This is a genomic window from Sphingobacterium corticibacterium (assembly GCF_004208525.1).
GTDB classification, from domain to species: domain Bacteria; phylum Bacteroidota; class Bacteroidia; order Sphingobacteriales; family Sphingobacteriaceae; genus Sphingobacterium; species Sphingobacterium corticibacterium.
Genome location: NZ_SGIT01000001.1, coordinates 1,131,277 through 1,144,225 on the forward strand (window position 1 = coordinate 1,131,277; position 12,949 = coordinate 1,144,225).

The following is a 12,949-nucleotide window of genomic DNA, read 5'->3' on the forward strand; positions in this document are numbered from 1 at the left end:
GCAAACTTATCAGAAAAAAGATGAAGAGAAAATATATATCCTACAGCAGCATGCTCCTGCTATCCATCCTGTCCGCGGCCTGTGGTGTCCCCAAGGTAGCAAAACAGGAGGTACATAAAGCACTACCTACGCAATACGACAATCAATCCGTAAACGACAGCGGAACCAATATGGCGCAAATTGATTGGAAAGACTACTTCCACGATCCATATCTGACGGCTATCATTGACAGCGCACTTCAACACAACCAGGAACTCCTAATCACGATGCAAGAAATCGAGATAACGGCCAATGAGGTGATGGCACGTCATGGAGAGTACCTTCCGTCGGTGGGTATAAAAGCGGAGGGCGGAATAGAAAAACGCAGTGAAAATACACCTTTGGGTGCGATGGAAAAACAAGTTGAAATCCGGCACGGGAAAGAAAACCCTGAACCAATGTCCGATATAGGTTTTGCGCTTGTTGCTAACTGGGAGATTGACATCTGGAAAAAACTGCGTAACGCGACCAAGTCTGCACAACTCCGTTATTTATCTTCGATTGAAGGTAAAAACTTCATGGTCACCAACCTCGTCGCCGAGATTGCTCGTTCTTATTACGAATTGTTGGCTCTTGATGAGCAGAACAGGATGATTCAGCAAAACATCCAATTGCAATCGCAGGCACTGGAAATCGCGAAGGTGCAGAAGGCAGCCACACGTATTACGGAACTAGCGGTTAAAAAGTTCGAAGCTGAGTTACTGCGCACACAAAGTCTGCAGTATGCTGTGCAGCAACAGATCGTGGAAGCGGAAAATAACATCAATTATCTCGCCGGACGATATCCTCAACATATCCCTAGACCCGAGTCAAACTACGCCGTTAATAGCAGTCTCATGTCGTTTGCAACAGGACTACCAGCAGCGTTGTTAAACAACCGCGCCGACATCCGGCAGGCGGAACTAGAAATAGCCGCCACAGATCTGGATATCAAGGTTGCCAAAGCTCGGTTTTACCCATCGGTCGGTATATCAGCCAATCTAGGCTATCAAGCTTTCAATCCGACATATTTACTGAAAACGCCACAATCATTGATTTACTCTTTTTCTGGAGATTTAATGGCGCCGTTAATCAACAAAAAAGCGATACAGGCCGATTATAAGAACGCCAATGCCAAACAGGTTCAAGCGGTATACAGTTATGAACAGTCTTTGCTAAATGCTTATGTAGAAGTTGCCAATCAATTGGCCAAATACCAGAACATTTCCCAAAGTATTGGGTATAAATCCAAGCAGGTCGATGTCCTTAACAAATCCATTGAAATTGCAAATGACTTATTCAATGCTGCGCATGCAGAATACCTGGAGGTTCTGATGACACAACGCGATATTTTAGAGACGAAAATGGAGCTCATTGAAGCCCAACGTGACCAATATATGGCTAAAGTGAACCTATATCGTTCCTTAGGTGGCGGATGGCAGTAAACCGTTTTCACAAAAAAGCAGGCTTTGTTGCCTGCTTTTTTACGATATCAGCCTAAACTCCTCTATTTGGTGCGAAAGTTTAACAACTGATAAATTCTTTTTGCGATTTCGGTGTTATCCAGAAATCCCTGAAAAAGTTCTGCTCCTGGACCGTAAGACATCAATGGTACAGGTATGCCCGTATGATCTGTTGTTGCAAAATTCCCTAACACGTGTCCCTTGTTTTTATCTGCATCTAAAAGAACCAAACCACCTGTTTCATGATCAGAAGTGACCAAAACCAATGTCTCTCCGTTTGTATCCGCATATTGCAAGGCCTGCCCGACCATACGGTCAAAACTCAGGTATTCTGAGACGGTAAACGGCAAAGAATTACTGTGCCCACCCCCGTCGATCTTCGCCCCCTCCACCATCAGAAAAAAGCCTTCATCGGCACTTCGTTTTTCCAAAAACGACACCGATGGCTGAAAAACATCCTCGATCAGGCGATACGCCGTTTGCGTACTATTTTGATTCTCTTTAAGCTTATCCCACTCCCTATCGACCTTATCCTGAGCAAATACCAGCAAGCGATCGCTTTGCGACGGAGCAATATGCTCCGCTCCATAAACAACATCTATATTTTTTGTCCGCAGCTCCTTCATGAGTGCGCTATCTGCATCAGCAAATACCCTGTGTTCTCCCCCGACCATTAACGATAATTTCGAATCCAGCAGCTGTCTGGCAATACTATCCGTATGATTTCTTTCGCTAACGTGTGCATAAAAAGCAGACGGAGTAGCCCCTGTAATCCGGTCGTTCGATACAATACCACTTACCATTCCCATCTTTGCAATTTCGTCTGGTATATTACTTACCGGACGCCCTGTGGTATCTACACCAATATAGCGATTCCGGGTCTTTACGCCTGTTGCCAAAGCACTCCCGCCAGCAGCGGAATCGGTATGATAATTATCTGTGGATCCGGTAAAAAGGTATCCTGTATAAGACATATTCAATACGTTCAACTGTCCTCTATTAGCCATTGCCGCCGCCCAAAGTTGCGACAGGCCTGCGCCATCGCTGATCAGCAAGATGATGTTCTTAGGCCGTTCAATGGACGTATTTCTTTTTCGACGTGGCGTATACGGATCGTAAAACACCTCGTTCACGTAATTATTTTTCGGATACGTCTGCATAAATTCTGCTGCCGCCATCGGGCGATCGGTGTTAATGTAATCGACACCCATTTTAATCCACTCATACCAAGTTGTCTTGGTATCGGGTGCCGCCCAAAACCTGAATTTCTTTCCAAGACGATGCACCGAATCTACCGTTGTTGTTACCTTTATGGAATCGTGGTACGTCAGTCTTCCTAGCCCATTCCACTCGGAGAACTGCTTGAACGGCGCACTAAAAAGGCCAATTCTTTCCAGTTGCGAAGCCGTATATGTTTTACTTAATTCACCATCAAAAAAGAAAACTTCATCATACAGATGAAACTCCTCCGGCTTCGGACGATTTCCACTAACGACAATTTTCACCGCTTTGGGATTATTCTTACTGTCAAACAGATCGCGGTACGGTTTAATTTTCTTGGTTAACACGCGCAATACACTTGCTCCATCAGCTTTCGGATCAATCAAGAGCTGTAGCTGCCCGTTTTGAGGGTAAAGAAATCCATCCGAGCTATTCGCAAACGCTTCCAATATCGGTTTTAAATACAAGCGGTCAAAAGTTTTTTCAGTCGCTATTTCGTCATATTCATGCGCGACGTAGAGTTCACCGTTTTTTAAGAACAGATCGACTTCAATTGATCCAAAGCCTAGTCCATACGCAAGTGCAAAAGGATGGTTTCTGGTATAATCATTATGAGAATGCAGATTGTGTAGGTAGTCCGTCGGCTTCACCTGTGCAAATGCCGGCACAGCGATCCAGATCGCCGCACCGAGAAGTGTTGAAAGAAAAGATTTTTTCATACTACATGCTATTAAATTTCATATTTATTTTACAACCGAACGTTTCGGTTAAGGTTGAAACCAAACCTTTACGTTGTGGTTTGGCATATTTCCTTCCATGTGCTCGTTTACCCACTCGATTAAACTAGGGTTATTCTGTTCGTTGTCGGAATATACATATCGAACCGGGATCGATGCCAACACCGACGGACCGGTCTTGATCTCAGGGATACCCGTACGGCGCCATGATGCCCAACCCTCGAAACCATTCAAAAAGCTGTCTATAAAATACTGCTCGGCAATCATGGTGAGCCCTTTTTCAGGCTGATACTGATTAACTGCACGCGCCCAGTATGCCTCCCGTTGGCTGTCACTAATATACGGATTCTGGATCTGCGGTTGGCTTCCCACCTGCTTCCATTTATCAAAAGACGCATTGACAGCTTCCTGATAAACCTCCTCCACGTGTCCTGTCACGCCCATATCTCTTTGAATCGCTTCGGCCTTTAACAACAGCAACTCGCTATATGTCATGAGGAAAGCCCGGTTATCCCGCCTGATGCGACGACTTACCACAGAGAAATCACCCTCTTTAAGTCCGGTACGCTCATACAATTCTTGCTGTTCCGCAGAGCTTAATCCCGCAATCTGTCCTCGATATTCCAGTTCTTTGCTAGCGTCTGAAGCATTCGCCAGAAACGAATTCCTAGTGGGCGCCGCATAGATGAAGAGCCGTGGATCCGCTCCATTCTCCAATAACCCGACCATCACATCGCTTACCCTTGCATTGTCTGAAAAGTCAACACCGCTGCCATCCGACGAAGGGTTTCGAATAAACCAAGCGTAAAAATCACTGGAATTATTATACACCAAGGTTGCGCCGTCGTCTACGTTAGCAAATACCGGATAGCGATTTGGATTATTGAATATCTCCGTGACGTGCTGAGCCACATCTTTCTTTGCCGACTGCCTCATCAGTATCCGTATCTTTAGCGTGTTTGCAAATTTACGCCACTTCTGTAGGTCGCCATTATACAATATATCCCGACTAACCGACACGCCTGCGGGTAGTTCAGCCAAAAGTTTATTGGCATGCTCAAGATCTTCCAACATTCTTTGATAAACTTCTTCCTGAGCTTGAAACCTCGGAAATTCGAGTCCGTCGACATTCCCCATTCCCGCCTCATCATAAGGTATGTCCCCAAATACATCTGTCACCAGAGAGAGAATGTATACCTTATTGATATGCGCAAGGGCAAGGTATTCCGGTTGGTTGTTCTGCTCGGCCAAGAGTCTCATCTGATTCACATCCTTGATCAGGCGGACGGCACCATTCCATTCCTCACGCCAACTAGCTCCCGTAAGATTAAAACGGCCGTCGGCTTCACTCGAACCACCCGGATAAGCCAGATGCTGCACATACTGCCCTGCTCTGCGACCACTTCCGACCATCGTATTTGCCCCACCGCTGATGACAGGCGGAAGCAACATCTCTACCGGCACGATCGCTGGGTTATTGGGATCGACATTAATATCTTCAAAATCACTGCATGACTGAAAAGCTAACACTGCTATAGCTAAACAAGCAAAATATTTTTTCATCTGTATATAATTTATTTTTTGCTACACTCCGTTAAAAAGCCACATTCACCGACATTCCAAAATTCCGCATAGAGGGCAATGACATGGCTTCTACCCCCACAAACTGACCATCGTATGCTGACACTTCCGGATCTATATGCGGCACATCAGACCACAGCATTAAGTTTCGGCCAATAAACGATACAGATGCCCCTTTTATCGCGGTACGCTGCAATAGGCGCTGTGGTAACCTATAGCTTATTTTGACTTCTCTTAACTTAAGGTATGATGCATCAAAAGTTGCTATACGGTCGTTGTTGTAATAGCTTCTCCAGTAATCCCTTACCGGAACGGCTATATTGTTAGGCTGCCCCGTACTAATATCGATACCTTCACCCGTAATCATTCCCGCACCATTTTCATCCCGGAAGGGTAGCGACTCGGGAAGACTTCCTGCATTTATGCCATCGATATATGTCCGTGAGTGGACCACACCACCTTTTTGACCGGCAAACAAGAAGCTGAGGTTCCAGTTTTTATACCGAAAATCATTGGCAATACTGCCGATCCATTTCGGATTAACGTTGCCAAGATAACCCCAATCGCCGTTTTCTTCCTGCGGAAATCCATTGTAATGTGTTAACAGTCCATTGTCGTTATAAATTAAATAATCTCCATAAAGCGAACCCGAAGCCCCGTCCCCCTTTGTATTCTCGGTCCGGAGTTCCAACGAGGCCCAGCGTTCTAATTGGCGTATACGAGAGATACCTCTGTCTTCCGCAAGCGAAACTACCTTATTTCTATTGAAAGAATAGTTTATAAAGATATCCCAGGAAAAGTTATCACTTCTTACCGGCGCACCGCTCAGCATAAGCTCCATTCCATGATTGGTCATCTCGCCCACGTTCATCAGCTTGGTATCATAACCCGCCGACGGATTGAGCGTTACCGGAATAATCAAATCTGTTGTCCTACTATTATAATAGGTAAGATCTAGTCCGAGACGGTTATTGAACAATCGGGAATCGAATCCAAATTCGTAAGACACCACTTTTTCTGGGCGGATGTTCTCATTCGGGTAGTTGTTATTATGGATGGCTACCGTCTCTCCTCCCCAACCTTGGGTCACCAAGAAATTAGGCAACGTACGATAAGGCTCCAAATCTCTTCGTACCGAAGATGCAGCTCCCCGCAATTTCAGCATATTGAACTTTTCGCTCGTCCAGCCCAATAAATCCGATGCGATGACACTCAAGGAAGCAGAAGGATAAAAGTAGGAATTGTTCGCCTTGGGCAAGGCACTCGACCAATCGTTACGCCCTGTAACATCAAGATAGATCATATCTCTGAATCCTATTTGAGCCGTTCCGTAAATAGAATTGATCCTTTTCTCCTGATACGTATTCCCAGCCAATAACGGTTCTCCATTATTGGTGAGGTTATAGACATTTGGAATGGCTAAACGAGGGGCTATAGCGCCTAAGCGCTTCGACACCTGCGCCATCAGGTTTCCTCCTAACGAAGCATTGAAAGAAAAATCTGAATGTATTTTTGGACTATAACTAAGGAGCATATCGTGGTTCGTTTCAATAAAATAGACGTCATCCTCCTGATAGTATCCATTTTTATACTGACTTGATGAGTTTGCATGTCGCATTGTCCGTTTATCATTATAAAAATCACGGCCCGACCGCAGCATGAGCTTCAGATCGGCACGAATGTCATACGTTGCTTTTACGTTGCCATATACACGGTCTCTATTATTCCCATTCAGATTTTCATAAGCCACGAAATAGGGGTTGTTCCATATCGTGCCGTTCATGTTAAAAATAGGAGAATGTTGTTCCGTTTGGCCACTTTCCGGCTTCCAATAATTCCGCAAAGAATTAATATCCAAATTTCTGGGCATATAGAGAAACATCCGCATCACGGATTCATCATTCTTAGCTCCGTAGCTCGCTCTGTTGTCACTTCCACTATTTACCCAGTTCATCGCCACATCCAACCGTAACTTTGGAATAATCTGATATCCTGCGTTTACACCGAGTGAATTCCGGCGCAGGTCGGTGTTTGGCACCATTCCTGACTGCGACAAATTGGTATACGAAAAGCGGTAATTTAGTTTGTCGTTGCTATTCGCGATAGAAAGGCTATTTGTAAAGGTCTTAGCAGTCTGCAGGAAGTCTTTTAATTGGTTACGATGTGCTACAAAAGGGGTTGCAATACGCTCGCCCGTCTGGGGATCAACTGGAGAGTCCCATTGTTTGAGCAACTGGCCATTTAATGCCGGCCCCCAATTTTCCATAATGTTATCAAACTTACCAGCTTCTGTTCCCATGCCGTCCACATATTCATAAACCCCATAGCGTCCCTGGCCATATTCATATTGATAATCCGGCAATTTCAACGGTGTGCCGAAATCTACATGCGAATTAAAATTGATTCCTACACCTTTAGCGCCCCGGCCGGATTTTGTCGTAATCAGTACCACACCATTAGATGCACGCGAACCATACAATGCCGCTGCATTCGGTCCTTTGAGCACGGAAATACTTTCTATATCGTTCGGGTCAATTTCGCCTGCAGCATTTCCATAATCTACTTCACCTTCTCCTCCCGTAAAGTTAGGATTGTTGAAATCTTGTCGCCCCGTGAATGCACGGGTAGATTGTTCGTTGTTGTTACTAATCGGAATACCATCTACAACAAACAAAGGTGAATTGTTATAATTGTAGCCACTTACGAAATTCTGTCCCCTGATCTGTATATTCGATGACGCCCCAATACCTCCCGAGGAATTTGTAATCTGCACACCCGCCACACGGCCGCTTAATGTATTCACCAGATTGGTCTCATGTGCCTCCTGTATCTTATCGCCCCCTACCTGTTGTACCGAAAAGCCAACCGATTTCGCTGCACGCGTAATACCAAGTGCGGTCACGACCACTTCTTCCAGTTCGGAAGATTGCTCCGTTAAACGAACCAACAAAGAATTATTATCACCTGCGCTAACTAAATAATCCGTTTCTTCATGATTCTTATAGCCTACAAGTGTAAACACAATCGGATACTGTTGTCCGATCTGCAAATTATTCAATACGAAGACACCATTTTGATCAGACACTGTCCTTCTCACGCCCTCTTGGTTACGTTTGGTCGATACAGAAACGCCCGTCAGTGGGTTGCCTTCCTGATCGAGCACACGCCCCTTTACTTGTCCGCTCTGCTGTGCATACAAGCTGTCTATACTAAAAAACAGACAGGCTAACCACAGCCATGATAAATAAATAAAAAATCTGTTTGATTTCATGTGTTGATATTGTTTGGGTTTTACTTATTCGTCTATTACTCTATTTCATTCGTATCCAGCTCTTGCTGAAGTTCAATTGGCTTCAACCGGATCACGATTTCGTCGCCATATCCCCAATCATGTTGCAGGTCATTGACCAGGCAGATGGTGTGCAATATGGTTTGGAGATCGTCGTCTGCAGAAAACTCGCCTGTGAATGTTAAATTCCGAGGTACTGCTGTATCCATGACAATAGCGGTGTTAAATTTGGTTGCGATCTGATGTAGTACGTACACCAAATTGCTTCTTTCAAAGCGAAGATTTTTTTGTAGGTGCGTGTCGCTATCAGCCACCCCTTGACGAAACCTATTCGATTGTGCGGCAACTTTAGGTTTTATCATCGGATTCCTTACTGCCGTTTTCAGCTTTTCGTCGATATTAAACATTTCTCCGGCCGCTAAATAGGTATCCTGTATATACATCCCAGCTGTCTTGGTAGAGCGGATTACGACCTTGCCGGATAATAGGTGCACCGTTGTCTTACCGATATTTCTACCGTCAACGATAAATTCCGTACCAAGCGCTGTGGTAGAAAACCCATTGGTCGTGACCTCAAAAGGCAATGTAGTGTCGCGCTTCACGGTAAACTTCCCTTCACCTACAAGATGTATCTTCCGGTTCTGGATGGCGTAACCCCTATCATAACGTATCGCACTATAGGGCGATAGTACAACGGCAGATCCATCATCCAATACATATCTTAACGAATCGTGCTGTGATGTAACCGCATAAGTCCGGTACGATGCCTCTGCCGTGTATCGCTTTTCGGGCAAGGCTTCCTCGGTATGGTCAAGCATATAGTAAAATCCGAACATAAAAAAGGTGAGAAACACGGCCGCTACCCCAATCCATCTATAAGGAGATAGTTGCCGAACAGGTGTTTGTATGCCTGTCCTGTTTCGGATTGCCTGCAGCAATTCGTCAGACCGTTCAGGACTGAGTAATTTCTGCCGATCACCCTCCTCCGTAAATTCTGTTTTTAGCTGTTCTTGTAAATCAGGCTGTTGCCGCTCTAATTTATCCAGTAAATTTTTCGCTTCCGTTTCTGTAAAGTCACCCTTCCAAAAAGCTTGGATGCTTTTCCGTGTTTTGTTTCCCATCATCTATAAATACGATGGGGAGTGTCTGGAGGCAATGGCCTAGTTGGTTAACAAATTATTACCAAAATATAAAAACAAAAACCAACACAGATTTTTCGTCTACTTACATGTAAATACTTGCAGATAAAAGCAGCAGCACACCGTTTCCATAGGCATACGGGCTACTTGCCGCTACATATTGCTTAATGCTTTTATTGGCTTGTTTAAGATATTCGGATACGGAATTCACCGATAGGTCCAACATTTCCGCTACGCGTTCCTTCGAATACCCCTCATAACGGCATAGGCGAAAAACTTCTTTCTTACGAGGTGAAAGCTGACCAATAGCCTCTTCCAGTATCTGCAGTTGTTCTTGCATAATATCATCCTGCTCCTGCACATCCTCAATATCAACATAGCGCATATCGTAGTCCGCCACAAAATCAATATGCTCTCTCAATTTCTTTTTGAGAAAGTCCATGGATTTATTAAAACTAACGACGAAGAGCCAGCTCGCCACAGACTTATCTTTGTCTATCTTGTACCGATTTTGCCAAAGACTGAGAAAAACATCCTGTAAAATCTCCTGTGCATACTCCGGCACATGGACAATTTTAAGGATATTCAGGTATATCTTTTGGTGATGACGATGGTATATCAAAGTGAAAGAGGGTTCACTTCCATAGTTTAGCTGGACAACTTCTTCCGCTTCATTAAATAATTGCACCTTACGTTCCATTGTTTTACGCCATTTTGGATCTCTTATAGATATCTTCGAGCGCAACAAAATTATCCTTTTCAGGTTTCGACTTCAGGCTAAACCGTATTATATTATTGTTAATTCGATAAGAGAGCAACAGTTCCTTTTCTTTATTAAGGTCGGAATCTTACGATTTTTGTGTATTTTCAAACCGGAATTATTTTTTCTTACCACATGCGTACTCAAAGCTCTCGTTCATCTTTCCTAAAATTAGGAAGTTTCTTATTGCTCCTATGTATGTATACGTCGATCGTCGTCGGCCAACAACAAAAAATAGGAACATTGATCGATAGCGCAGATCTATTGCTCAAGAAAGGTTTAACCGAAGAAAGTAAATCACTGTATCAAGGAATTATATCAAAAATTGAAACCGACGATTTGCCGGATACCCTACAGCTGCGCGCCCATCTCGGCATAGCGCGTGCGTGGCATATGCACCAGCAACTGGACAGCTCACTACAATCTTACTTAAAAGCATTGGAACTGGCCAAATCCACCAGTCAACCATCTTTTCTGACAGATGTATACATGGGAATCGGTGTGCTACAAGCACAAATCAAAAACTTCACAGATGCGATACACTATCTCCAGCAAGCAGATAGTTTGGCCACGGAAACCTCCGTTAAGAAGCTGCAGATCAGAATCAACCTAGCCAACACGCTTATGGACGCAGACCGGGATGAAGAAGCGCTTCATTATCTACAGGAGTCGTTACAAACAGCTCGATTCTTAGATCAAGAAGCTGTGCAAGCCATTATCCATACCAATTTCAGCAATCTATTTATCAAAGCAAAAAATTGGAAAGCGGCTATTACACATAGCAGGGAGAGTCTCCAAATCAGAGAGAAATTAGAGCAACCCCCATCCATCGTAACGTACAATAACTTAGGATACGCACTCATGCAATCAGGTGCGTTGAACGAAAGTAAAAGAGCCTATTTACGTGTACTCCCCATCGCCCAAGGCATACAACGACAACAAATTCTCAAAAATTTAAAAGAGCTTTCTTTATTGCAAAACGATCATCGTGCGGCCTTACAATATTTTGAGGAATATGATCAACTCAAAGACTCCATACAGCAGCACGAATTAGAGCAGCGGATCGCCGAGATAACCAAAGCCTATGAAAGTGCAGAAAAATCACGGAAGATCCAATCCCTACAGCTGGAAAACAAAACCAACAGGCAACAGCTTACGATGGTTATTATTGGAAGCGCACTTCTTATCCTGTTGATTTGTTTAGCTACGTATCTTTATCTGAAAAAAGAAGGGGTGAAACGAGAACTTAGTCACTCCAAGACAAGGAATCAATTGTTGCGTGCACAGTTGAATCCCCATTTTATATTCAATTCACTACAACATGTACAGCACTACCTCTACAAAAATGACAAAGAGACTTCCATGGCGTATTTAAGTAACTTTGCACGTCTTATGCGATCGACGTTAACAAATTCAGATACCGACTGGATTTCGCTAGAAGAAGAGACCGAATTACTCCGTAATTACCTTTATCTACAACGTCTGGCTTCGCATAAGCCTTTTCACTATAACGTGGACGTCGATCCCGAAATAGATCTTTCGTTCGTACAACTACCACCGATGCTTCTTCAACCTTTTGTCGAAAATGCTATTAAACACGGTATTACCGAGCAAGCTGAAGCCCATATTATGGTGGATATACGTTTAACAGGTCAAAAACTAACGATCAATATATCCGACAATGGCGGGGGTATATCGACGAGCTCTCCAGACCACTCCAATAACCTACATAAATCCATGGGGTCGCAATTAGTTAGCAAAAGAATTAATGAAATCAACAAACAATATCCTAATTTCGTAAGCGTAATGATTGATAGAATACGTCCTACGGATACCTATCCCGGTACACGCGTACAGTTCGTATTTGATCTCACAAAAATTTCAAAAAGTTAACGATGAAACAAAACATGACCTGTTTGCTTCTGGAAGATGATCACTTCACCATGACCATGATGAAGGACATTATTGTCGGTGCATACCCGCAGGTCAAGATTATTTCCTGTTACCAGATCGCGGAAGCAGAGCAGTATCTTGTTTCTACAAAGGTTGATTTTTGCATCCTGGACATCAATCTTCCAGACGGAAATTCTTTCGATTGGCTAAGTCGTATTTCCTGCGAAATAACGTATTCTTTCCGGATTATCTTTATTACCGCCTATTCGACCTATGCAGCCAAAGCATTTCGTTTCAACGCATTAGACTTTGTGGTTAAGCCTTTTTCTCCAGCAGACCTCTATATGGCCATCGACCGCGTACTGCAATCGATCAACGATGAATTCCGGAAACTCGAACTGGAGCAGGCTCTACGAAATCTAAGCCATAGCGAGGAAGCGGAGCAGCGTTTGGTGCTCAAAAGCCAAAAAGCGATTCATATTGTGCGGCTTGGTGAAATCTTATACCTTTCCGCGGATAACAATTATTGTAACTTCCATCTAACCGATGGCCGCATACTCTTGGTTTCACAACCATTGAAACATTATCATGATAAGCTAAACGGTTTCGGTTTTCTACGTATACATCAAAGTTATCTCGTAAACCAGGTATACATTACTTCCTTAAAAAAGAAGACAAACCAACTTATTATGTCTAATAAAGAAAGTCTTCCGGTTGCACAGAGCCGTCGTGTGGATGTAATCGCATATCTCGGCCAACTCTAACGACGTCAATTCGAATTCTCAAAATATACAGGCAAATACTCAAACACCAGCCTCCCTACTCGTTTTTTTCTCGCAATACCCCTA

The 12,949-nt window shown here is 43.8% G+C and carries 8 protein-coding genes; 3 read left to right on the forward strand and 5 right to left on the reverse strand.

Features of this window, described 5'->3' with window-relative positions; genetic code table 11:
* The first annotated feature begins 20 nt into the window (after window positions 1–20).
* Window positions 21–1,463 (forward strand): TolC family protein, encoded by a 1,443-nt coding sequence (locus tag EWE74_RS04745; RefSeq protein WP_165384641.1) that lies wholly within the window; start codon window positions 21–23, stop codon window positions 1,461–1,463.
* 62 nt (window positions 1,464–1,525) lie between these two features.
* Here EWE74_RS04745 and EWE74_RS04750 read toward each other — a convergent pair whose 3' ends face one another.
* The 5 genes from EWE74_RS04750 to EWE74_RS04770 all read right to left on the reverse strand — a co-directional run bounded on the left by EWE74_RS04750 (window position 1,526) and on the right by EWE74_RS04770 (window position 10,148).
* The gene (locus EWE74_RS04750; RefSeq protein WP_130140352.1) at window positions 1,526–3,421 is read right to left on the reverse strand and encodes an alkaline phosphatase; all 1,896 of its coding nucleotides are present in this window, start codon (window positions 3,419–3,421) and stop codon (window positions 1,526–1,528) included.
* Window positions 3,422–3,469: 48 nt separating this feature from the next.
* Window positions 3,470–5,002: a SusD/RagB family nutrient-binding outer membrane lipoprotein gene (locus tag EWE74_RS04755; protein ID WP_130140353.1), complete on the reverse strand. Its 1,533-nt coding sequence runs from the start codon at window positions 5,000–5,002 to the stop codon at window positions 3,470–3,472.
* A 31-nt stretch (window positions 5,003–5,033) separates the two neighbouring features.
* A complete protein-coding gene (locus EWE74_RS04760; RefSeq protein WP_130140354.1) occupies window positions 5,034–8,291 on the reverse strand; it encodes a SusC/RagA family TonB-linked outer membrane protein in 3,258 nt (1,085 codons plus the stop codon).
* A 35-nt stretch (window positions 8,292–8,326) separates the two neighbouring features.
* Window positions 8,327–9,433 carry a FecR family protein gene (locus EWE74_RS04765; RefSeq protein ID WP_130140355.1) on the reverse strand — a complete coding sequence of 369 codons (1,107 nt, stop codon included), beginning with the start codon at window positions 9,431–9,433 and terminating at the stop codon, window positions 8,327–8,329.
* Between the two features lie 100 nt (window positions 9,434–9,533).
* Window positions 9,534–10,148 (reverse strand): RNA polymerase sigma factor, encoded by a 615-nt coding sequence (locus EWE74_RS04770; RefSeq protein WP_130140356.1) that lies wholly within the window; start codon window positions 10,146–10,148, stop codon window positions 9,534–9,536.
* Between the two features lie 258 nt (window positions 10,149–10,406).
* Here EWE74_RS04770 and EWE74_RS04775 point away from each other — a divergent pair, with 258 nt between their 5' ends.
* Both EWE74_RS04775 and EWE74_RS04780 read left to right on the forward strand, forming a co-directional pair.
* Complete coding sequence (locus EWE74_RS04775) at window positions 10,407–12,101, forward strand: tetratricopeptide repeat-containing sensor histidine kinase (RefSeq protein ID WP_165384642.1); 1,695 nt, start codon at window positions 10,407–10,409, stop codon at window positions 12,099–12,101.
* Between the two features lie 2 nt (window positions 12,102–12,103).
* A complete protein-coding gene (locus EWE74_RS04780) occupies window positions 12,104–12,865 on the forward strand; it encodes a LytR/AlgR family response regulator transcription factor (RefSeq protein ID WP_130140358.1) in 762 nt (253 codons plus the stop codon).
* Window positions 12,866–12,949 lie beyond the last annotated feature (84 nt).

Coding starts and splice junctions, on each gene's coding strand:
- EWE74_RS04770 (WP_130140356.1), bottom strand. CDS start 10,148: ATGGAACGTAAGGTGCAATTATTTAATGAAGCGGAAGAAGTTGTCCAG.
- EWE74_RS04780 (WP_130140358.1), top strand. CDS start 12,104: ATGAAACAAAACATGACCTGTTTGCTTCTGGAAGATGATCACTTCACC.
- EWE74_RS04765 (WP_130140355.1), bottom strand. CDS start 9,433: ATGATGGGAAACAAAACACGGAAAAGCATCCAAGCTTTTTGGAAGGGT.
- EWE74_RS04750 (WP_130140352.1), bottom strand. CDS start 3,421: ATGAAAAAATCTTTTCTTTCAACACTTCTCGGTGCGGCGATCTGGATC.
- EWE74_RS04755 (WP_130140353.1), bottom strand. CDS start 5,002: ATGAAAAAATATTTTGCTTGTTTAGCTATAGCAGTGTTAGCTTTTCAG.
- EWE74_RS04760 (WP_130140354.1), bottom strand. CDS start 8,291: ATGAAATCAAACAGATTTTTTATTTATTTATCATGGCTGTGGTTAGCC.
- EWE74_RS04745 (WP_165384641.1), top strand. CDS start 21: ATGAAGAGAAAATATATATCCTACAGCAGCATGCTCCTGCTATCCATC.
- EWE74_RS04775 (WP_165384642.1), top strand. CDS start 10,407: ATGTATACGTCGATCGTCGTCGGCCAACAACAAAAAATAGGAACATTG.